General features: G+C 41.0%; 17 protein-coding genes and 1 tRNA gene. 1 reads left to right on the forward strand and 17 read right to left on the reverse strand.

Annotation, left to right across the window (positions count from 1 at the left end):
• Positions 1-49: 49 nt before the first annotated feature.
• The 3 genes from rlmD to PT285_RS07825 form a co-directional block, all read right to left on the reverse strand.
• Complete coding sequence (gene rlmD, locus PT285_RS07815; protein ID WP_277149382.1) at positions 50-1,399, reverse strand: 23S rRNA (uracil(1939)-C(5))-methyltransferase RlmD; 1,350 nt, start codon at positions 1,397-1,399, stop codon at positions 50-52.
• Positions 1,400-1,449: 50 nt separating this feature from the next.
• A complete protein-coding gene (locus PT285_RS07820; RefSeq protein ID WP_277149383.1) occupies positions 1,450-3,384 on the reverse strand; it encodes a P-loop NTPase fold protein in 1,935 nt (644 codons plus the stop codon).
• A gap of 195 nt (positions 3,385-3,579) precedes the next feature.
• Entirely contained in the window at positions 3,580-5,535 is a 1,956-nt protein-coding gene (locus PT285_RS07825) for a M13 family metallopeptidase (protein ID WP_277150653.1), read from the reverse strand.
• A gap of 564 nt (positions 5,536-6,099) precedes the next feature.
• Here PT285_RS07825 and PT285_RS07830 point away from each other — a divergent pair.
• A complete protein-coding gene (locus PT285_RS07830) occupies positions 6,100-6,810 on the forward strand; it encodes a Bax inhibitor-1/YccA family protein (protein ID WP_277149385.1) in 711 nt (236 codons plus the stop codon).
• 226 nt (positions 6,811-7,036) lie between these two features.
• Here the strand turns inward: PT285_RS07830 and PT285_RS07835 are convergent, their stop codons facing one another.
• The 14 genes from PT285_RS07835 to PT285_RS07900 form a co-directional block, all read right to left on the reverse strand.
• Positions 7,037-7,966 carry a diacylglycerol kinase family lipid kinase gene (locus PT285_RS07835; RefSeq protein ID WP_277149387.1) on the reverse strand — a complete coding sequence of 310 codons (930 nt, stop codon included), beginning with the start codon at positions 7,964-7,966 and terminating at the stop codon, positions 7,037-7,039.
• A gap of 26 nt (positions 7,967-7,992) precedes the next feature.
• On the reverse strand, positions 7,993-9,423 hold the full coding sequence (gene gatB, locus PT285_RS07840) for an Asp-tRNA(Asn)/Glu-tRNA(Gln) amidotransferase subunit GatB (protein WP_277149389.1): 1,431 nt from the start codon (positions 9,421-9,423) through the stop codon (positions 7,993-7,995).
• Positions 9,424-9,427: 4 nt separating this feature from the next.
• On the reverse strand, positions 9,428-10,870 hold the full coding sequence (gene gatA / locus PT285_RS07845; protein ID WP_277149390.1) for an Asp-tRNA(Asn)/Glu-tRNA(Gln) amidotransferase subunit GatA: 1,443 nt from the start codon (positions 10,868-10,870) through the stop codon (positions 9,428-9,430).
• On the reverse strand, positions 10,870-11,172 hold the full coding sequence (gene gatC / locus PT285_RS07850) for an Asp-tRNA(Asn)/Glu-tRNA(Gln) amidotransferase subunit GatC (protein ID WP_277149392.1): 303 nt from the start codon (positions 11,170-11,172) through the stop codon (positions 10,870-10,872). Before gatC ends, gatA begins: the two co-directional genes overlap by 1 nt.
• A gap of 12 nt (positions 11,173-11,184) precedes the next feature.
• Entirely contained in the window at positions 11,185-12,324 is a 1,140-nt protein-coding gene (locus PT285_RS07855) for a CamS family sex pheromone protein (RefSeq protein ID WP_277149394.1), read from the reverse strand.
• A 13-nt stretch (positions 12,325-12,337) separates the two neighbouring features.
• A complete protein-coding gene (ligA, locus tag PT285_RS07860; protein WP_277149396.1) occupies positions 12,338-14,344 on the reverse strand; it encodes an NAD-dependent DNA ligase LigA in 2,007 nt (668 codons plus the stop codon).
• Between the two features lie 40 nt (positions 14,345-14,384).
• A complete protein-coding gene (gene pcrA / locus PT285_RS07865; RefSeq protein WP_277149398.1) occupies positions 14,385-16,631 on the reverse strand; it encodes a DNA helicase PcrA in 2,247 nt (748 codons plus the stop codon).
• 89 nt (positions 16,632-16,720) lie between these two features.
• The gene (locus PT285_RS07870; RefSeq protein WP_277149400.1) at positions 16,721-17,368 is read right to left on the reverse strand and encodes a glycoside hydrolase family 73 protein; all 648 of its coding nucleotides are present in this window, start codon (positions 17,366-17,368) and stop codon (positions 16,721-16,723) included.
• 115 nt (positions 17,369-17,483) lie between these two features.
• Positions 17,484-17,569: transfer RNA gene (locus tag PT285_RS07875), tRNA-Leu, on the reverse strand.
• Between the two features lie 133 nt (positions 17,570-17,702).
• Positions 17,703-19,004 carry a hypothetical protein gene (locus PT285_RS07880; protein WP_277149402.1) on the reverse strand — a complete coding sequence of 434 codons (1,302 nt, stop codon included), beginning with the start codon at positions 19,002-19,004 and terminating at the stop codon, positions 17,703-17,705.
• A 105-nt stretch (positions 19,005-19,109) separates the two neighbouring features.
• Positions 19,110-19,556, reverse strand: coding sequence for a SprT family protein (locus PT285_RS07885; RefSeq protein ID WP_277149404.1), 447 nt, complete (start codon positions 19,554-19,556; stop codon positions 19,110-19,112).
• The gene (locus tag PT285_RS07890) at positions 19,553-20,023 is read right to left on the reverse strand and encodes a SprT family protein (RefSeq protein ID WP_277149406.1); all 471 of its coding nucleotides are present in this window, start codon (positions 20,021-20,023) and stop codon (positions 19,553-19,555) included. Before PT285_RS07890 ends, PT285_RS07885 begins: the two co-directional genes overlap by 4 nt.
• Positions 20,024-20,034: 11 nt before the next feature.
• The gene (locus tag PT285_RS07895; RefSeq protein WP_277149408.1) at positions 20,035-20,733 is read right to left on the reverse strand and encodes a glycosyltransferase family 32 protein; all 699 of its coding nucleotides are present in this window, start codon (positions 20,731-20,733) and stop codon (positions 20,035-20,037) included.
• 2 nt (positions 20,734-20,735) lie between these two features.
• Positions 20,736-22,166: an oligosaccharide flippase family protein gene (locus PT285_RS07900; RefSeq protein WP_277149410.1), complete on the reverse strand. Its 1,431-nt coding sequence runs from the start codon at positions 22,164-22,166 to the stop codon at positions 20,736-20,738.
• Positions 22,167-22,172: the final 6 nt, after the last annotated feature.

Consider the following 22,172-nt stretch of genomic DNA (forward strand, 5'->3'; position numbering starts at 1 on the left):
TGCGTAATTTCTAGCTTTCAAGTTTCAGTTTTATAAGATTTAACGCTTGTTAATTTTCTTTTGTTAACACCGTGACCGCCTCAACGTGCGGGGTTTGCGGGAACATATCCACCGGATCAATGCGGTCAAAGTCATAACCGTGCTTTTGGAAATCCTGCAGATCACGCACAAGCGTTGCCGGATTACAGGAAATGTACACGATCTTCTTGGGACCTGTCGTTACAGCCGCATCAATAAATTCCGGGGTTAACCCTTTTCTTGGTGGATCAACAAAGATGACATCGGTTTTCATACCCTCACTGGCCCAACGCGGCATCACCTTTTCGGCCTTACCGGTTACATATTTGGCGTTAGAAATCCCGTTGAGTTCAGCGTTGGCGTTGGCATCCTTGACCGCATCCCCCACAACTTCAATCCCGCGCACACTCTTCACATGCCGGGCAACGCTTAAACCAATTGTCCCGATCCCGGAGTAGGCATCAACAACCACATCACTTGGTTTTAGATCCGCATTTTTGATTGCCAAGTCATACAGACGCGGAGTCTGCAGCGAATTAATCTGGAAGAAACTTTCAGGTGAGATCCGAAACTTAACATCACCAATCTTGTCAACAATCTGCGGATTACCAAAGATCAGATAATCGGTTTTACCCAAAATTACATTGGTCTTTTTTGGATTGTGGTTCAAAACCAGACTGTCCACCTTGTCAATCTTCTTAATGTCATCGGCAACGGCTGGCAACTGGTCAAAGTCCTTGTGCAAACAAACCAAAATCACCATAATTTCGCCGCTGTCTTTACTACGGCGAACATCCAGGTAGCGCACCTCACCCTGATTATGAATTTCATCATAGGCAGGAACATGGTGCGCACGCAGAATATCGCGGACGGCAACCAAAACCCGATCAATTTCCGGATCAGTGGTAAAGAAATTAGTGAGCGGCACCAAATCATGGGAATGCCGTCTGAAAAAGCCAATCTCCAGTTGACCATCAACTTCCCGCACCGGCACTTGCGCCTTATTGCGGTAGCCTGTTTCTTCCGGACTAGCCAAGGTTTGCCCAACTTCCTTATCTTCAAGATGAGCCTTTTTAAGCAGATTCACCACCTGATTGCGTTTAAATTCAAGCTGCTTATCATATTTAATGTGCGCAAGCGAAGCCAGGCCCGTCTGTACCCACTGGTTGAGCTTGATATCCACCCGATCCGGGCTTTCTTTCTTGATCTCTTCAATCTTAGCGAAGGCAAAGCTCTTCTTAACCTTCAAGATTTTTGCACTGACAATTTCGCCAGGCAGAGCATTATTAACAAAAACCGTCATGCCTTCGTGATGGGCAACGCCCATCGCTTCATAAGACAAGTCGGTAATTTCTAAATCGATAATTTGATTCTTTTCCATTTTTCGTCCTTTTTTACAAACACTAATTAACTATTCTATTTTACAGGAAATTACGGGAAAAAGTAATTGCTATTCATCTTGTCTTTTTGATCAGTTTCTATAAGCAAGTTTAGTTTATCAATTAATTCATTTAAATTAAACATACCTATCTTGCCTAAGCTATTATTCTCACGCATAAATTCTTTAATTTTCTCGCATAGATTTGTTATGTTCTTTTCTTTATAGGGATATATTTTTTTATAGTTATTATTGACAAAATGATTATATATATACTGTGTAAACTTTTCAGATCTAGGATGAGCAGTTAAAACATATTTTTGTAATAGACCAGAATCCAAAAGGGTTTCAAAAAAATCAATTCCTGTATTCACTCCAGACAATTCTTCTGTTCTTCTATAATTACCTTCAAAAATGCTAGTTAAAAATTCTAATTTCCTTTTTCTATTTGCTTTTTCATCAAACTTATTAAATATTTCATCAATTTTTTTCTGTATATCAACTGAAATAAGCCCAATGTCTTTCTTCATCTCCCATTTTTCCTGATAATCATCTAATATTTCAAAATTTTTACAATTTTTCGTTATTATCCATTCTATTTCTTGTAATATTTTAGATTGATAATCTTCATGTATCATTAGCAGATTAATTTTTTCAAAATAATCAAAATTGTCGTACACATTAATTAATTGATCAAACGACATTTTATGTTCATCTATATTTTTTAAAACCTTAATTTGCAAATTTTCAAATTCATCATCATCAATATCTCTAAAATAATTTGTTTTATCTACCAAAACCTGGCTTGCTTTGATGTCACTCTTGAATAATTTGTACCAATCATCTATAAAAGCCACACTATCAAAAGTAAGATCAAAAATAATATGATTTATTTGTTCATCATAAAAAATATAATCATCAAAGCATGCCCTATTGATACAATGATATTTTTTTACTATATATTTTGCAAGATGATCATTATTCTTTGTATTAGTAGATGAATTTTTCCAGATACCTTTATTTAAAGTAAATCGAATAAAATTTCTGGTATTCATCAATGGCCTTAATTCTTGCAGATTTTCCTTAGTTAATCTTCCTTCTCTATGTTCTATTGCTATGACAAATATATTTAAAAACGCGGATCTTTCAATATTTACTTTATCATCACTTGACTCTTTATGATTTTCAAAATATTCTCGTAGTTCTTGATCAACAATCTCAAAAGTAGAGAATATAAACTTAAGTGTTCGTAAATTTAAAGTAGAGGTTTTAAATTGTATCAATAATACTTTCCCAATCCAATCAGAATTAGCTCTAACAAATTGATTATCGCTTTTATCTAGAAAACTATCTTTTATAGTAGAAAAGTCAATACTAAAAGGTATAACTCTACTGACTATCTTTTCACTTATCTTATTAAAATCATTTTTTACATTTTGAATTTTTGAAACATTACCTACCAAAATCACCCGACATTTTAAATCTTCAATTAAATCTGTTAAGATGTAACCTAAAAAATCTACTAATTTAATTTCTTCACTTATTCTTTCAATATCATCTATGACAACAACTATTTTCCCCGCTCTTTCTTCAATTCGTTTTCGCATAAAAGTAGAGCCTATATCTGCGAGCAATTTATTACCAATATCAAATAAATCACCATGATTTCCAGCCATAGCTTTTAATTCTTTTCTTATCGGTTTTAGTACTTTTTTTAGTTCCTTACCAATTTTATTACCCATATTAAAACAAGACATATATATTTTGTCAGTAATATCTTTTTTCAAACTATCTAATGAGTCATAGCCAAAAATAGAAAGATATATTGGTATCTTATCCTTAAAAATTCTAGATTCTTCCTTATTATCAATCTCATGTTTTAAAAAATAAGTTTTTCCAGTACCCCATTCTCCATTAAGTAGAATAGCAAAATCATCATTACCATTGACATAGTTTCTCAGGCTTTCAATCATTGAATTTTTTGACAAAATTACTCCTCCATTCAACTAAAAATGTAAACCAAATTTGCAATAATTATTTACTCCTTAATTTTACTCTGGAATTCTTGCTTCCACATAAAGATAGATTTTTAATAGTCATCATAAAAGTGACAATAAAATACACGATATCAATAAAACATTGAAATCGTGTATTAAAGCTATGTTTGACTTAACTTTTGATTTTTACCAAATATGTACCCGCTTCTTTGGAGACAGCCACATTCCATCAGTAGACTTAACCTTAAAAGTCTTGTAAAACTCGTTTTGGCACTGTGCCTGCACGTTAGCCCGTAACGGGTTCGGTGCATGGACATCAATCGACAGCATATATTTGATTGCTTGCGGGGTTGTCTTCATTTTCCAAACTCTGGCATTATTTTCAAACAGCTCCCGTAAATTGTCGCCTTCACTCTTAGCAACTTGAATCGCTACGGTCAAACCGCCTTGGTCGGCAATATTTTCCGAAACTATCTGTTTACCATTCAGCTTTGATGAACCATACTTAATCCCATTAAACAAATTAATTTCTGCCTTAATTTTTTTCTTAAATTCGGCATAGTCCTTTTTGGTCCACCAATTACGCATGTCACCTTCTTTATCATAACGGGCACCGTTATTGTCAAAAGCATGAGAAATCTCATGACCAACAACAGCCCCGATTCCACCTAGGTTAGCGGCCTGGCTCTGCTTTTTATCGTAAAATGGTGCCTGTAAAATAGCTGCTGGAACTATTACAGAATTAGTTTGCGGAATGTAAGCAGCATCAACTTGGTCTCCAGCAATGCCCCATCCGTTGCGGTCAGCTGGTTGAAATAATTGGGCAAAATTTTCTTTAATATTTTCAATTTGCATTGCCCGAACATTGGAATACAAGCTGCCGCCTTTACTTGCCGGAACGATCTGCGTACGCCAATAAAATAGTGGCATTCCGTCTGGGTAACCAACCTTAACCTTCATCGCCTTCAGCTTATCGATTGCCTGCTGCTTAGTTGCTTTGGAAAGCCAGTCATTATTTTGCAGCCGTTTCTCGTATGTCTTCAGTATTTTTTCAATCATGCTGGTAACATCTTTTTTAGCGTCTTCACCAAAATAAGTTTGACCATAATAGATGCCAATTAAGTCACCAAAAACATTATCAACAATTTCAAATGCCTGCTTATCACCCGAAGACAGCTTTGCTTGTCCTGTTACCGCTTGTGCAAACGGAAAACTGGCTTCACGGAAGTTTTGCGAAAGCTCACTAGCAGAGTTATTAATAAACATAACAATCAGCCAGCCTTTAAGGTCAGCAAAGTTATCCTTGTTAACAATTTTATTAACGTTATTCAAAAAATCAGGGTCAGTCACAATAATTTGTTCAGGTTCCTTGCCAATTGTTCCCTGCAAAAATTGCTGAATATCAAAGTCCGTAAACTTGGACTTAAAATCCTGCATACTCATTGGGTTATACTGGCTTGCATCATCTGCATTCTCTTCAGCAGATTTAACATTTTGAGCTAGCAAACTATCAAACTTAATTGCTTGCTCGGCGTAACTGGTTGCCTGGTCCTCTGAAACCCCGGCCATTTTTAGCAAGTCGACCGACTGCTTCTGGTAAATATCTAATAGCTGCTTGGCGTTGGCATCTTGATAACTGCTTTTATCAGGTAAGATGGTCCCAGTAGGACTGAACCAAAGCGCGTTCTTTTTTGCATTTTTCATATCTGGTGAAACTGAAATATCAATCGGTAATGAAAAACCTTCATCATACAGTTTGGCTGCTTTAGTATTAAAATCCGCAAAATCCGTAATTCCTTCAAGTTGGGCCAAGTCTGTCTTGATCGGCTCAGCCCCATCACGATTACGCTGATCAAAATCGCGTGCTAATTTATATAGCTCAACGGCCTTGTCAAAGTTAGGCAGATTAGGCAATTGCTTCTTCCCATCGGCAAAGTCTGCCATATCCTGTGATAATTCATTCGTGATCTTCAAATCAAGTTCATCAAATGTGCCGGTACTTGTAGCATCGGCCGGAATTTTCGCTTTCTTCATCCATTTAGAATTAATTGCTAAATACAGATTATCCTGCGGCCGCGTTCCAACTTTCGGTTTAAGAACATTGCCACTACCGCCACGTGCAGCTTTTGACTTTTGCGTCAGCTTTTTAACGTTGGCAGGCTTCTTAGCTTTAAGCTTACTCCTATTGCCTCTGCTTGGCGGAGTCTGCTTAGCTGCCTTAACCTTTATCTTATGCGCATTACGATGCCCTTTAGTAGTGCTCCTACCAGCATTTTTTTTTGTCGTAGTAGCTGCAAATACAGGCTGGCTGACATTGTAGTCATTAGTCGCAATCAACGGGCTACCCGCTATTATCGCCGCAACTGATAATATTATTAATTTAAACTTGTTTTTCACAAATCTGCCTCATTTCACATCTCACGCTGTCCAAATTTTATTTTACCAGAAATCAGCGTTATTACCATTAAGATTTGATAAAGTTACTATAAAGCTTAACTGATATATATTGTATTATAATTAGTAAAAAATAACGAACAATCTATTTCAAAAACAAAAATCAATGATTTTTTCAGCAATTTTTTATTACTAATCACTATTATCTTGGTTAAGATTTTTTGAATACAGTTTTTTTCCTTTAGTATGCAGCTGTTTTATGTTACCGTAGTTAGTAACATCTAGCTAAAAAAGAAAGGATGTTTTTATAATATGGATAATTTTTCAACTAACCCAAACAGACGGCAAGTGCATTCCATTTCTGAAACAAATAACTTCTTAACTAGAATGTACAGCCTTATGGGCTTGTCAGTTTTAGTTTCAGCGGTCACAGCCTACTTGACTATGACTGTCTTCAGAAGTGCTGTCATGCAAATGCCGGTTTCAATTATGTGGATCATTTTGTTTGTTCCGCTAGGCCTATCACTGGGTATCAGCTTTAAAGCTGATCGCAGTCCTGTAGCAAGCTTTGTCATGTTGATGATTCTTGCAGTCATTTACGGCTTTGAATTCTCATTGATTGCCGGTTTTTACACCGGAACCCAATTGACAACCGCCTTTATTTCATCGGCAGCGGTCTTTATCGCAATGGCGCTTTTTGGTACTTTTACCAAAAGGGACCTAACCAACTGGAACTCTTATTTAGGTGCTGCTCTGATTGGTTTTCTGGTTGCCTGGATTGTCAACATGTTGCTCAATAATCCCACAATCACCTATATCTTTTCCTTTATCGGCGTCATAATTTTTACCGGTTTAACGGCCAGCGATGCCAATAAAATGAAAAATATTTATAACGTTTATGGTGGGCAGGTTTCAACCAACGGCTTGGCAGTCATGGGCGCACTGCAACTTTACCTTGATTTCATCAACATTTTTATGTTTTTGCTTGAGATCTTCGGCGGAAGCGGAAATAGTAGAAATTAACGATTGGTAAAGCAAAAAAGTGTCTGGGAAAAAATTCAAATCAAAAAGGAATGTTAGAATCAAAAAACTAACATTCCTTTTTTGATACAATCTTTTATCTAGATTACACTACAAAAAGTTACAAAATTTAAAGGTATTTACAATAATATTCGACTTTAATAATTGCTCTTAAATAAAATTTTTCAAAAGCATATTTTTTCCCAGATACTTTTTGTTGTCTTTATTTCTATTTACCAGATTTGCCAACGTAAAATTCGATCCGTTGCTGCAAATTTTTAAAAGTAACCGGACAGTAGTCGCCAATTTCACCATCAAGATTTACCGGCAACTCTTGTCCCTTACTCTTACCAATCAGATCAACCTTTAAGCTTTTAGTTTTGGTATAAATAATATCGGGATCATCTGTATGGCGGCCATTCAAAGCCAGTGCCATCAGCTTCAAGAGTTTACCTGGATCGGACGGCTTGACAATAATCAGCTGAAAAAGACCATCACTGAGCTGGGCATCAGGCATAATCTGCTCAAAACCGCCAATCGTATTGGTCATTCCGAGCAGCAACATTGACAGTTTGCCCTCATAAACACCGTCATCATAGGTTAGCCGCATTTCATTTTCGGTCAAGTGCGGCAGCATTTCTGCCCCCTTAATTAGGTAAGCAGCATAGCCTAACGCTGACTTAACCTCGGAGGGCACCCCATAGGTCAGTTCGGTCAAAGAGCCGCAGGCAGCAATATTAACAAAGTATTGCTCATCTCCGGAAAAATCAGCCATGCCGATATCCATTTTACGTGTTTTTTTCTGCAAAATGATTTTAGCAGCTTCTAAAATGCTGTCGCGCGGAATCCCCAGTGCACGGGCATAATCATTGGTCGTTCCTGCCGGAATGATCGCCATTTTTGGTCGCTCATCCAAAAAGGCAATTCCGTTCACAACTTCATTGATTGTCCCATCACCACCGGCGGCAACCAACAGATCAAAACCTGCTTCAGCCGCACGCGTTGCCTCATTTTGCGCACTCTTTTTTTCAGGTGTCGTTCTAAAAGCGCTAGCTTCATAGCCAGCCTGCTCCAAAACGTCTAGAATATCAGCAACATTTTTTGGCATTTGCTCGTGACCGGAGACAGGATTATAAATTAATCTTGCTTTTTTAGTCATAATTGCTACCTATTTCCTAAATATTATTAACGACTCTGTAATTCTTCATTCAACAGTTTATTAACCATCTTCGGGTTTGCCTTACCCTTGGTCTGCTTCATAATTTGGCCCACCAAGTAACCAATTGCCCGGTCCTTACCATTCTTGAAGTCTTCAACCGACTGTGGGTTATTGTCAACAACTTCCTTGACCATTGGTGCCAGAACACTGCTATCTGAAAGTTGAACCATGCCTTGAGCTTCAACAAATTTCTTGGGGTCAGTACCCTTAGTGATTGTTTCCGCAAAAACCTTCTTGGCAATTTTCGAAGAAATCGTACCATCTTTAATCAGCTTAATCATGGCAGCCAGATGCTCTGGCGTCAACTTGATGTCGGCCAAGGTTACCCGGTTATCATTCAAATAACCATTAACCTGGGTATTCATCCAGTTAGCGGCAAGCTGTGGATCGGCTCCGGCAGCAACTGCTTTATCAAAGAAGTCTGAACTTTCTTTAGTCTGCAGCAGCACATCTGCATCGTACGGCTTTAACCCATACTTATTCACATAGTCATCATAACGTGCTTCTGCTGTTCGCGGAAGAGTTTTAGCAATCTCGTCAATCCACTTCTGGCTGATGTGATCCGGCGCAAGGTCTGGTTCTGGGAAATAGCGGTAATCTGCATCGCCTTCCTTGACCCGTTCCAAAACAGTTTTACCGGTAGCTTCATCAAAGCGGCGGGTTGAAAGCTGAACCCGGCCGCCGGAAAGCAATACCTGTGCCTGCCGTTTTTGTTCATAAGCAAGGGATTTACGCACGTGCTCAAAGGAGTTCAGGTTCTTCATCTCGACCTTGGTACCAAGTTCCTTTTGTCCAGCTGGCCGGATCGAAATATTGGTGTCAACCCGCATTGAACCCTCTTCCATCTTAACATCAGATGCCCCGGTAAACTGGACAATTTTCCGCAATTTTTCTAGATATGCATAGCCCTCATCAGGATCAGCAATTTCTGGTTCGGAAACAACTTCCAGCAGCGGCACACCCTGACGGTTTAAGTCAACGTACGAATAGCCGTTGGTTCCGTGCGTGTTCTTACCAGCATCTTCCTCAATGTGCATTTCGTGGATACCAATTCGCTTCTTCTTGCCATGGACTTCAATTTCGACGTAGCCGTCTCTAGCCAGCGGTTGGAAGAACTGCGTAATCTGATAAGCCTTAGGACTATCTGGATAGTAGTAGTTCTTCCGATCAAAATGGGTTGTCGGCAAAACGTGCGCATGCGTTGCCAAAGCAACCATGATCCCCAAACGGTAAACGTCCTTATTGACATACGGCAGTACCCCTGGCATTGCCCAGTCAATGACGTTAGTTTCAGTGTTAGCTTCCGCACCATAACTTACTGGTGAAGGTGAAAAGATCTTACTCTTAGTTTTTAGTTCGAAGTGAACTTCGAAGCCAATTGTCGATTTAAAATTCATTCAATTAATCCTCCATTCCAGACGGTGTTTGTTTATAAAACTTATTTGCACGCTCGACAAAATCAGCTGTTCTAAAGATGCTGCCCTCATCAAACCGTTTGGCCATAATTTGGAAACCAACCGGCATCCCGTCAACCAAACCAGCAGGAACACTGGCGGCCGGAATTCCGGCTAAATTAGCCGAAATTGTCAGAATATCGTTATTGTACATTTTAATCGGATCGGAAATTTCACTGCCAATATCAAAAGCCGGCGTGGTTGTTGTCGGTCCGACAACAACATCATTTTCCGCAAAGACCTTATCGAATTCATCGCAAATCAGTGTTCTCACCTTAGCAGCCTGCCGGAAAAATTTATCGTAAGAACCAGCAGACAAGGCAAAAGAGCCCAGGATGATCCGCCGCTGCACTTCTGGACCAAAACCTTCTGAACGTGACTTAACGTAAACATCCAATAAATTCTTTGTATCCTTAGCACGGTATCCATAGCGGATTCCATCATAACGCTGCAGGTTAGATGAAGCTTCACTTGAAGCAATGATGTAATATGTTGGAACAACATATTTCGTCAGCGGCAGCGAAACTTCATTGATGATTGCGCCGTTTTCTTTCAGCAAATCAATCTGCTGCTGAACAACCTCTCGGACACCGCTGTCAACACCCTCACTCATATATTCCTTAGGAACAGCGACCCGCAAGCCCTTAACATCTTGTCCAATAAACTTGGTGAAATCAGGTACCTCACGCTCAGAAGTTGTTGAATCATGATCGTCGCTGCCGGCAATCACGTTCAATACCTCAGCCGAATCTTTGACCCGCTTGCTCATCACCCCAATTTGATCTAGGGAAGAAGCAAAGGCGATCAGGCCCCAGCGCGATACACGGCCATAGGTCGGCTTAATCCCAAAAATACCATTGAATGCTGCCGGCTGGCGGATCGAGCCACCGGTATCGGAACCTAAAGCAGCTACTACCTGGCCCGAGGCAACAGCAACAGCTGAACCACCGGACGAGCCACCAGGAACTTTAGCCAAATTCCACGGATTATGCGTCACCCCAAAATATGAATGCTCGGTTGAAGATCCCATCGCAAATTCATCCATGTTGGTCTTGCCAACAAAGGTTGCCCGCGCTTGTTTTAACTTAGTGATAACCGTTGCATCATAAACCGGCATGTAATTTCCCAAAATTTTGCTTGCGGCCGTGGTTTTGACACCATTAGTAATAATATTGTCCTTGATCGCAATCGGGATTCCAGCTAATTTGCTTTTAGCAAAATCAAGGTCCGATCCTGGTTTAACTTCGTCCTTGACCGTGATCCAAGCATTGAGCTTTTTATCCGTCTCCTGAATATTATTAACCGTATCTTGGGCCAGTTGGTCGGCTGTTAATTCGCCGTTAGCCAATTTTTTATTTAATGAGTCAATATTTTCTTTCAAATAATTCATTACTCGTCCTCATCTTTATTAATAATTACAGGAACCTTAATGAACCCGTTAGCCTTATCCGGAACGTTTGCCATTAATTCGCTACGGCTTTGCCAGTGCTCAGGCTTATCTTCGCGGAAAACCGTGTCACGGTCAACCACTTGAACCGTTTCGGCAACCCCTTCTGTGTCAACTTCTGAAAGCTGATTAGCCATGTTGATAATTGAACCCATTTCTTCGGTAAACTTGCCGATTTTACTTTCATCAAACTCCAGCCGCGATAATACCGCAACGTGCTTAATTGTATCTTCTGTGATTTCCAACTAAATACCTCCTTATTCACCGCCATAAATATGGACTTGATAATCACTATCTGCTGTTTCTTTTGCAATCAGTGCCTGAACATTATTAACAGAACCAATCTTTATTTCCAAAGGAACACTGCTTGGCAAATATTTCTTTGCCGTCGACAATGCCAGCCTGGTAAAACTCTGCACCTGTTCATAACCATAAAATTGGGTAGTCACCGCAATATTTTCTTGAGCTAATTTACCATTTTCATAGCGCAAGGTTGCTGTAACTCCGCTGATATTAGGAAAATAATTCTGAATGGCTTCCTTAAAACTGTTAAAACTTGAAGCATCACTGCTGTTAATTGCTTTTGCATTACCAACTGTTGGTAAAACTTCCGTTTGCTGTGAAACAGGTTTCCAACTAGTTATTTTACTACTATTAGCGGCCGCTGTCCCGTACAAAAAGTAAGTTCCACCAACTAATGAATCTTTGCTCGTTTTTGAAAAAAGGCCAATTGTCAGAGGAATATCCCTTAAGTCTTTCTGTTTGCGCAAACGAGCAACTATTTGATCAGCAATTTGCTGACCATAGTCCTTTTGGTCAGAACGGGAAATATCTTCCTGATATTCAGGCCCATCTTTAACTTTTTGGTAATAATCAACGGAATTCATTGCTAGACCAATACTCATTCCGCCAAGACGATAACTTGAGCCCGAACCCGTCAGGTAATCCTGCTCAAGAATTTCTTCCAAATAATACGGATTATATTGCTTTTTACTGCCCAGCGCTGGATTCAAACCGGTTTTATTAGACGGTGCCTTTCTTGCCAACCAATCATTTACCGTTGAGGTGCTCAAATATTGTCCTTCCTGGAAAACATAGGAGCTTGTAGAATACTGGCTCTTAGAAATCTGAATAAGTCCCCGTTCAAATTCCCGCGTATCAACAGAATTATCATTGGTTGTGGCTGTTAAGCCCGCAATCGGACTGATCACATAGTGTCCGTCTTTGAGCAGCACGGTATAGCCGCCGTTACCTGTTTCAGTCGTTTGATACGTTTTCGTCTTGGTGCTGGATGTCGTTTTCGAATTGTTAGCCAGACTAGAATTTTTCAAATTGCCGCAGGCACTTAAACTAACGGCCGAAGCAAGCAATAATAATACCCGAAAAAATTTTTTCACTTTGTTTTTTCCTTTATTCGATCTTCGCAATTGCTTCTTCCTCTGTTAAGCGCGGAACTCCTAAATTTTCTGCTTTTGTCAACTTGGAGCCCGCATCTTCTCCGTAAACAACGTAATCTGTTTTGCTTGAGACCGAACCGGTTACCTTTGCGCCAAGTGCCTGCAGTTTTTTGGTAAATTCACTTCTGCTGTAATGAGCTAATTTCCCCGTTAAAACCACGGTCTTTCCTTTAAAGAAATTGGCGGCAATTTCCGCCGGCTCATCCGCACCCAGATAATCCATATTCAAGCCGCTATCCTGCAGTTCCTGAATCAGCTTGATCACCTCAGGCTGAGCAAAATACGTTGTCAATGATTCAGCAATTGTCATTCCTATTGTAGCGATTGCCGTAATTTCTTGCACGTCTGCTTCCATAATCTTTGCCATATTTTTAAACTTTTGCGCCAATAGACGGGCAACTTTGGCACCAACGTGGTCAATTCCTAAACCCGTAAGCAGCAGCTCAAGCGAATTTTGCTTGGATTTAGTAATCGCTGTCAACAGATTATTAATCGATTTTTCCTGAAAATGAGCAAGCTTAGCTAAATCATCTGCTTGAAGATGGTAAAGATCGGCCACATTATGAACTAGATCATTCTGCAGCAGCTGCCGCACAATCTTAGGACCAAGGCCATCAATATCCATCGCCGGCCGAGAAGCAAAATGAGTAATTTCTTCCTCAACCTGTGCCGGACAAGATGGGTTAACGCAGCGCAAAGCTACTTCGCCTTCTATCCGGACCAGCTTCTGCCCGCATGACGGACAGACTTCCGGAATCTGGTACGGCTGGGAATCTTTAGGCCGCTTACTTAAAACCACTTTCGAAATTTCGGGAATGATATCACCGGCCTTGTGCAGCTTAACCGTGTCCCCGATTCGGACATCTTTTTCTTTTAATAAGTCTGCATTATGCAGAACCGCATGCGACACGGTAGTGCCAGCAAGCTGAACCGGATCCATCACCGCCGTTGGCGTCACCACACCGGTTCGGCCGACTGTCCATTTAATCTCGTGAACCACTGTTTCCTGCTCTTCCGGCGGAAATTTATAGGCAATTTCCCAGCGCGGCACCTTAACAGTGTTGCCAAGTTCTTGCTGCAGGTTTAGGTCATCGACCTTCAACACAATCCCATCAATGCCGTAACTCAGACTGTCCCTTTTAGCCGTGTAGTCATCAATAAAAGAAAAAATTTCGTCTAAACTCTTAATCCTGCGGCCGGTTTCATTAACATGAAAGCCAAGATCATGCATTTTAGCGATTGCCTGGTGCTGACCGGTAATCTCTTCCGGCGGCTGCACCCAAGTATAAATAAAAGTACTCAGATGCCGCCTTTTAGTCACCTTGGCATCAAGCTGACGCAGTGAACCGGCAGCTGCGTTACGCGGATTAGCAAAGGTTGGCAGTCCCCCATCATCACGTTCCTGATTGAGCTTGGCAAAGGCTTCTTTACCCATATAACACTCACCGCGCACCTCAATTGTTAATGGCTGCGGCAATTTTTGCGGAATATCCTTGATATAGAGGGCATTCGCTGTCACATCCTCGCCGACATAGCCATTGCCCCGGGTCGACGCCCGCGTTAGGCGGCCGCTAGTGTATTCAAGCGCAATTGACAGGCCGTCAATTTTCAGCTCAACGTTATAGGCAACCGAATGGCCGACCGCTTTTTGCACCCGCTGATCAAATTCCCGCAGTTCATCTTTAGAAAAAACATCCCCCATCGACAACATCGGAAGCGGATGTTCAACTTTGGTAAATTCAGTATCAACCTGACCGCCTACTTTTTGCGTGATTGAATCTGGTGTAACCAGTTCTGGAAACTTCTGCTCCAGCTCCAAGAGACGATTATATTTTTGGTCATAGGTACTGTCCTCAACTTCCGGTGCATCCTTTGAATAATAGGCATCAGCCCATTTGTTAAGTTCTTTTCTGAGTGCAGCAACTTCTGGTTTAGCTTCATTTAATGTTAGGTCTGCCATCGCTTTTCCTCCTGACTAAAAATATTAAACAACAATTTAATTAAATCTTTTTAATTGGGGCAAAAGCAGCCAACAGCCGCTTAATTCCCTTACCGGTAAAGGCAATATCCAGTTCCATGTCTTCACCTTTGCCGTTGACCTTGGTCACAACACCGCGGCCCCAGGATTTGTGTTCCACCTGGTCGCCAACATTCCAACCTTTTTTTTCTGCACCGACGGCACCGGCAGCGTGTTTAGCCCGCGGCGTATAAACCTCGGCCCGTGCACGTTCATCACGGTTAGCAAACGGTGCCGCCTGCTTTTGAAAGGCATCATCTAACATGCTGTTCGCCGCATTCGGGTTAACTACTTCTAAGTCATCACCGGAAATTTCTTCCAAGAAACGTGACGGCTGATTATTCTGCAACCGCCCATACATCATCCGTGAATAAGCATTAGTTAAAAACAATTCCTGCTTGGCTCGGGTGATACCGACATAAGCCAAGCGCCGTTCTTCTTCCAGCTGGTCATCATCAAGCAGCGCCCGCGACAGCGGAAAGAGGCCATCTTCCATTCCAATCAGGAAAACCACAGGAAATTCCAATCCCTTAGCTGCATGCAGAGTCATCAGCGTCACCTGATCGTCTTGTTCTTCTAAATCATCCTGATCACTTAAGAGCGAAACCTCAGCCAAAAAGTCACTCAGTGGCTCAGAGCCGTCAGCTTCTTCATATTGATCATCAAAACGCTTGGTTACTGACAGAAATTCGTCCAGGTTTTCCAAGCGCGTATCGGCCTCAATCGTGTGCTGCGCCTTGAGGCTGCTGGTGTAATCAAAATCCGCCAAAATTTTCTCAGTCAAACCGGTTACTGAATGACTTTTAGCAAAATTAATGCAGTCACGCAGCTTGCTGCCAAAATCACTCAGTTTCATTACCGGACGATTGGAAATAGTGGCCTGACCGACGTTAGTCAAGGCGGTCAACAGGTCAAAATTATTGTCGGTTGCAAAATTCAAAAATTTATCAACCGTGACCGCTCCGATGCCGCGTTTAGGGGTATTAATAATCCGGTTAAAGCTCATTGTATCGGCAGGATTAGCAACCAATTTCAAATAAGCCATGATGTCCATAATTTCTTTGCGGTCATAGAACTTGTGCCCGCCGACAATTTGGTAGGGAATATTGGATTTTACAAAAGCTTCCTCAACCGTTCTTGACTGGGCGTTGGTCCGATACAAAACCGCAAAATCCTTGTAACTGTTTTTCTTGTCGTCAACCTTTTCCTGGATTTTGCTGATAATAAAGTGGGCCTCATCATCCCCGCTCTGAGCCTGATAATAAGAAACTTTTTGACCCTGACCCTGGTCGGTCCATAAATTCTTAGCCTTGCGGTTACGGTTATTTTTAATCACGGAATTAGCAGCAGCAAGAATGTGACCAGTTGAGCGGTAGTTTTGCTCAAGCTTAACGGTTTTAACACCATCCTTCTGGTAATCATGCTCAAAATTCATGATGTTTTCCATGTTGGCCCCGCGCCAGCCATAGATTGACTGGTCAGCATCCCCGACGACACAAATATTCTTATATTGGGCTGCCAATTCGTGGCAGAGCTCGTACTGGGCCTGATTGGTATCCTGGTACTCATCAACCAGCAGATAACGGAATTTATTCTGATAATAATGCAATGTTGTCGGATCTTTTTTAAATAAAACCAGCGTCTGCATGATCAGGTCATCAAAGTCCATTATTTGCCCATCTTTAAGGCGCTTTTGGTATTCGTGATATACCTCAGCCGTCACCTTTTCAAAAGGCGAAGATGCCGCTGCCGCAAATGCATCCGGCGTCAGCAAATCATTTTTGCCATTAGAAATCGTCGACAAGATTCCGCGCGGATCATACATCTTGGGGTTAATATTCCGATCTTTTTCAATATGCTTGATTAACGTCAGCTGTTCTGCCGAATCTGCAATCGAAAAGTTATGACTGTAGCCGATTTTATCGGCATCACGGCGTAAAATTCGGACACACAAAGCATGAAACGTTGACATCCAGATATTGCCGGCAGACGGTCCGAGAAGTTTAGCCTCCCGCTCACGCATTTCGGCTGCCGCCTTATTGGTGAAGGTAATCGCTAGAATATTCCAGGGTAAAACTTGATTTTCTTCAACCAGGTAGGCAATTCGCCGCGTCAAAACTGAAGTTTTGCCAGAGCCTGCACCCGCAACCACCAAAAGCGGTCCTTCAGTTGTTGTAACTGCCTCTTTTTGCTCTGGATTTAATCCCTCTAAAATTGCCTCTTCGCTCATTTCAATTCCCTTCACAAGATGGTTGCCATCTTAAATACAATAACTTCTCTCAATTATAACAAAAAGTGGCGCAACTTTTGCGTCACACACTACTTATCATATTTATCAAGGTGATATTGCTCAATTAAATTAATCAATTTATCCGCATAATTAGGATCGGTCGCATAGCCGTCCGTCACCAGTGCTTTGGCCTGCTCCTGGTAATTTTTCGACTTTAAGACATGGCTATACTGCTGGGCATTCCAGCTGGTCCCTTTCTGAAAAAGTTCCGCATGGGCCCGAATTGACGCTTCGTATGAATCATAAATCTGAAACCGCGCCTTGACTTGATGCCACTCGCCCTTGACGTACTCCTTGGTTACTAAAACGGCCGAAGTATTGGGATTAGTGCCTTTGACCCCAAATAAATTATTGTATTTCTGCGACAGATCACTTTGCCCATAATCACTTTCCAGACAGGCCTGGGCAATTGTGATGCTGGGAAGCAAGTCATAAAACTTGTCAACTTCTTTCGCAATCGGCCCGATTTTTTTAATAAAAGCCTTATGCTGGCGAATGATTTTTTCACGAGCTTCTTGCCTTGCCAGCTGTTCCTGCCGGATCTGCTCCGCCTGAAGTGCCTGCCGGCGGTAATACCGAAAACCAATAAAGGCAATCAGCAGCAAAAATAAAATGATAAAGGTCCGAATGATGATATGCGCGGTTTGATGATTTTTACGTTTACGCTTTTTAGCCATAATGTTTTACTCCTTGATTATTACTTTAAGTATAACCCGGATTACGCAAATTCCTCACGTTGTAATTAATTTTTAAAATAAAAAAAGATGAAACTCACTGTTTCATCCATATCTATGCGGGCAAGAAGACTCGAACTTCCACGATCTAAAAGCGATCACAAGATCCTTAGTCTTGCGCGTCTGCCATTCCGCCATGCCCGCAATAGTACGTTAATAATCATAACCCAAAAAACAGATTCAGACAAGCGTATTTTAGAATTTTTTATCGCCTAGCTAGCAAAAATACCCCGCAGCTAATCAACTACGGAGCATTACTCAAATATTTACTTTGTCATTACGGCTTAAATGAAACGTTAATACTTTTATCTTCCAGCATCCTTGATGGCAGGCAAACAAAATGAAATTCATATGCTGGATCTGGCATTCCTTTAAGATTAGAGATGCTAAAACCAAAATAATCAAAATCGCCATCATAATTATTGCCATCTGCATTTAACAGATTGGTCATATAGCCCCGATAATTTTTTGAATTATTAAGCTCGCGCTGTGCATCAGAAAACCGCCAGTTAAAGCCCAGATTAAAAAAACCAAGCCCATTTTCCATACCATAATAACCAAATAAACCGTCCTTAATTTGCCGATAAATTATTTTCTTTACCACCGCTAGTGAAATTTTATCCATACCGGTTGCTCCTTCAGATTGCACGACATCAATTAAAGCACCCTGGTCTGCGGTAAGATTAAGACCGTTAGCCTTGCCCACACTGGTTACCAAAGCAGGGTCTACACCCATACTTTTCTTTTTGCTGCTGTTATATGTCGATGCAATATCAGTTGCCAGTTTCTGCGTGTTTGTACTTGCACGCCATGGCTGCAGTTTAAGACAGCTTCTTGCCTGATTAATCAAACGTAAAGTAAATGCATTGATTTCGATTTGCTGATCTGCAGTTAATTTTCCAGGATCAACCAGCTGCTTGTCGGACGCACTTTCTAGAGCAGCCGTGCGGTTAAAGTCACTTATCTTCATGCCCTTCTTTGAAGCCGCTAGCAGCTGCTTGTCAGGCTGGCCATCGCTGACTTTTGTTTTACGGACACCCGCAAGTGAATAATTTTTAGGCAACATTAACGTTGCCTGCTGATAATAAGTTTTGGTATATTTCTCAGCTGCTTTTTTACTACGAAAATAATTATTAGATCGTGAACATCCAACCAGCAGCACCTGCTGGCCATTTAAGCGATCCATCCTGTAGTCATTAAAAGCTTTACTGTTTTCCTTAGTTGCAACATATTTATTTTTACCTTTGGCAACAATGCCGTCGGCAGTTTCCTTATTAACAGCAGTCAAATAATGCTGTTTACCTTGTGCACTTTTAGCTTTTTTTACCAAATTAAAGACATTGCCATTTTTAAGCCGAAGCTTTGTCTTAGTAATTGTAATTTTATCTAAGCGGTCATCAATATAGCTATACCAAGTGCCACGCATTTTTTTAGGAAAAGCCTTTAAATAATGTGACTTTTCTTTTTTAATTGAAGTCTTAACGTTTGCCTGAGTCGGTATAACTTGATTAGCAACTAACAGACTGTTGATTCCCAGTAGCGCAATGAGCGCTAATATTTTTCTCGCCTTCTTTTTCATATTATCTCCTAAATCTATTTTGAAATTAAAGCTACTTATATATTATTATAAAATAAATAAGTAGCATAATCTATCTTTAATAAAAATAATATTTATATAAGAAAACTACTGTAAGCATAGCTGTCCGCCACATTTACCGCAGCGGTAGCGACGAAGATTAATCCGACGAACCCGTTGATATTTGCTGCCACAATCTTGGCAAACGTAAATATAATTTACCTTCTGTTTGCGCCTTAAACCAATATCAGGAGCATATAGGCTGCCGCCGACTTTAGCGAGCAAAAATTTAAATTCGGGATCACGATGATTAGAACCTAGCCCAAGCAGGTGTAAATGGTAGTGACACAATTCGTGCTTGATAATACCAATAAGTTCTGCCCGGTATTGCGACACTAAAAAATGCGCATTAATTTCCAGGTGGTGGTCACTAAGATGATAGCGTCCACCCGTTGTTGTCATGCGCCGATTGATTTTGACCTGATGTAAAAACGGCCGGCCAAAACATTGCAAGGAGATTTCTTCAACTAATTTTTGTAGTTCCTTTTCATTCATTTTGCTTTAATTTGACAATTTTTAACTGGCTGCAACTTTTTACGACAGTTACTGCAGCGATAGTAACGATTTCTCGATCGGAGCATGCGCGAATAATAAAGATCGCATTGCGGACAGTAGTATAGCGACTCGATAATTTGAACGTTATAAACTTCGGTATAGCAGCCAAGGCCTTGAACTCTTTGAAGTTCTTCCTTAAATGCTGCACTTCGGTCCCGATAATCCTGACCAGCCAAATCCAAATGATAATGAACCAAAAGATGAAGAATTACTCTGATTACAACGTCATCATATTCTTCAGTAAAAAGGCGTTCATTAATTTCAAGATGATGATCCCGCGGATAATAATAACCCGCGGTAGTCGTCAGTTGCTTGTTAAATTTAACCTGGCCAGTAAAAGGACTATCAAAACCGATCCAGGAAAGTCGTTCTACCATTGATTGCAAATTAGCTTGTTTTTCATCCATTTTTTCACCTTTTATCTAAAAACTTTCGCATATAAACCCGCTTCTTTTTTGGTCTTAATCCGCACCTTGAGTGCCGTCACCAGCTTGCGCTTAAGCGGCTTGGCCCCTTCCATCCATGTACCGGTAAAGATGTGGATTGTTTTTGAATTAGGCGACGGGTTGCATAAAATCCCATCGGGATACACATGAATACCATCCTTGACTACTTGCTCTTGGTTATTGGCTTTAACACCGTACTTTTCTTTTAGAATATTAGAAACCGAAATCGTATTAACTCCTGCAAGCTGATCCTGCTTGTCAAATGCAAAATTACGGTCGTCATAATAATCCAGCATATCCTTGATTAACGGGTGCCCCTTTTCAGCACCAAAAACAGCGGTAAACGGGTTAGCCGGATTTTCAAAACCAACAAAGGCCCGGTTCTTGAGCAAATCCTGTAAATCGTCCAGCACCAGAACATCGGTATCGAAATAGATTCCACCCATATCGTATACAGCTTTAGCCCGAATATAATCAGAAACAAAGGCCCACTTCTTGGCCTTGTATGCCTGCGCAACATACTTATTTTCATTGATATCAAAATTATCTTCGTTCCATTCAATAATTTTGTAGCCCTGCAAATGCTTCTGCCAGGTTTTCATGCAGCGCTGAATGTTTTTGGGCTTAGGATTGCCACCAACCCAGACATAATGAATAATTTTGGGAATCATCTTTAACCTCGCTTAAAAAATTTTTGGAGCAGTTGAATAATATCCTGGTTAAAATCAAGTTTCATCATGAACATTAAGCCAAGATAAATAACCAGCATAACGATCGATTTTATTACCATATTAATGAAAACTGACGCAACCAGATTAGGCATTATCATCCCGATAAGAAGGGTAATTGCAGCAATAATAAAATATTTGGGAATATCCTGGAAGGAATATTTAAAATCATAGCCGTCCCGCACAATCCACAACCGCAGCAGCAAAACCACAGCTTCCGTCAATAAAATTGCCACCATTGCACCGGCCGCACCATAGTACTGATCAAGAAAGTAGCTCAAGATCACTTCTAAAACCGCGCCAACAATCACCGGAATCGCATAATCCTTGTCGCGGTGATTGGCCAAGGCAAACTGATTAGCAAAAACACCACCGGTTGGAATGACAATAATCGTTAGGGTAAAGAAAAACATTAGCGGCGTCATCGGGATAAACTTGCTGCCAAAAAAGAACGGCACAAACTGCTTAGTATTAGCCATAATGATGACCGCAAACAGTGTTCCCAGCATGATGGTTGCCTCTAGTGATTTTTTCAAGACAACCCGCTGCTCCTTCTTGCCTTCACTCGCCATTTTCGGCATGATCACCAAGGAAATGCTGGTCACAATCCCCAGAACCATATTGGAAATCCGCTGCGAATTATCGTAGTAAGCGACCTGGGTCGAATTCTGAAACAGGCCTAATATTGGTTTATCTAACGATGTATAGATCTGGGTTGCGATCTGCGGGATTAACAGCGTGATAATCTCCACAATGGTGGTTCGGTAGCGGTAAAAATGCCAAACGGGACGACCGACATAGCGGTGGATATCAAACCAAAAAACAAACGAGCCCAGCATTGTCGAAACCGACATGATTAGTAAGTATTTCCACAGATCCTCGGTATTTTTTACCCACAGCAAAATCAGGACTACCGAAACCAGCTTGACCGCCGTATTTTTCAAGACCACCCGGCCGAAATCGGCCAGCCCCTGAAAAAACCAGGAAATATCTACTTGAGCAGAAATCAGATACGGTACCATTAACAGCAGGTAATTCCAATATTTAAAATGAAACAGGCTGGCAGCCAGGACAACGATAGCAATCGTTACAATCCCGGCAATGCCTTGAAAATACCACAAACCCCAAAAAGCTGCAGTCAAATCCTTATGGTTCCCGTAAGCACGTGTCTGCGAGATCGTGCGCATACCAATATAAGAAACCGATAGCGTACAAAAAATCATCAGAAATTGAATAATGTTATTGACATTACTGTAAATACCATAGGTTCTAGGCCCTAAAACACGTGCCAAATACGGCACCGTGATTAGCGGCACTAATACCAAAAATATTTGGTAAACCGCGTTATATAAAATGTTTAAAAAGGTTCGCTTCACTTTTTT

Origin of the sequence: Lactobacillus sp. ESL0791 (assembly GCF_029433255.1) — a bacterium.
Lineage (GTDB): Bacteria > Bacillota > Bacilli > Lactobacillales > Lactobacillaceae > Lactobacillus.

What these genes read in the sequence shown, in the direction of transcription:
- rlmD (WP_277149382.1), bottom strand. Translation starts at nt 1,399, where the DNA reads ATGGAAAAGAATCAAATTATCGATTTAGAAATTACCGACTTGTCTTAT.
- PT285_RS07890 (WP_277149406.1), bottom strand. Translation starts at nt 20,023, where the DNA reads ATGGATGAAAAACAAGCTAATTTGCAATCAATGGTAGAACGACTTTCC.
- PT285_RS07885 (WP_277149404.1), bottom strand. Translation starts at nt 19,556, where the DNA reads ATGAATGAAAAGGAACTACAAAAATTAGTTGAAGAAATCTCCTTGCAA.
- pcrA (WP_277149398.1), bottom strand. Translation starts at nt 16,631, where the DNA reads ATGAGCGAAGAGGCAATTTTAGAGGGATTAAATCCAGAGCAAAAAGAG.
- PT285_RS07830 (WP_277149385.1), top strand. Translation starts at nt 6,100, where the DNA reads ATGGATAATTTTTCAACTAACCCAAACAGACGGCAAGTGCATTCCATT.
- PT285_RS07880 (WP_277149402.1), bottom strand. Translation starts at nt 19,004, where the DNA reads ATGAAAAAGAAGGCGAGAAAAATATTAGCGCTCATTGCGCTACTGGGA.
- PT285_RS07870 (WP_277149400.1), bottom strand. Translation starts at nt 17,368, where the DNA reads ATGGCTAAAAAGCGTAAACGTAAAAATCATCAAACCGCGCATATCATC.
- ligA (WP_277149396.1), bottom strand. Translation starts at nt 14,344, where the DNA reads ATGGCAGACCTAACATTAAATGAAGCTAAACCAGAAGTTGCTGCACTC.
- PT285_RS07895 (WP_277149408.1), bottom strand. Translation starts at nt 20,733, where the DNA reads ATGATTCCCAAAATTATTCATTATGTCTGGGTTGGTGGCAATCCTAAG.
- gatA (WP_277149390.1), bottom strand. Translation starts at nt 10,870, where the DNA reads ATGAATTATTTGAAAGAAAATATTGACTCATTAAATAAAAAATTGGCT.
- gatB (WP_277149389.1), bottom strand. Translation starts at nt 9,423, where the DNA reads ATGAATTTTAAATCGACAATTGGCTTCGAAGTTCACTTCGAACTAAAA.
- PT285_RS07835 (WP_277149387.1), bottom strand. Translation starts at nt 7,966, where the DNA reads ATGACTAAAAAAGCAAGATTAATTTATAATCCTGTCTCCGGTCACGAG.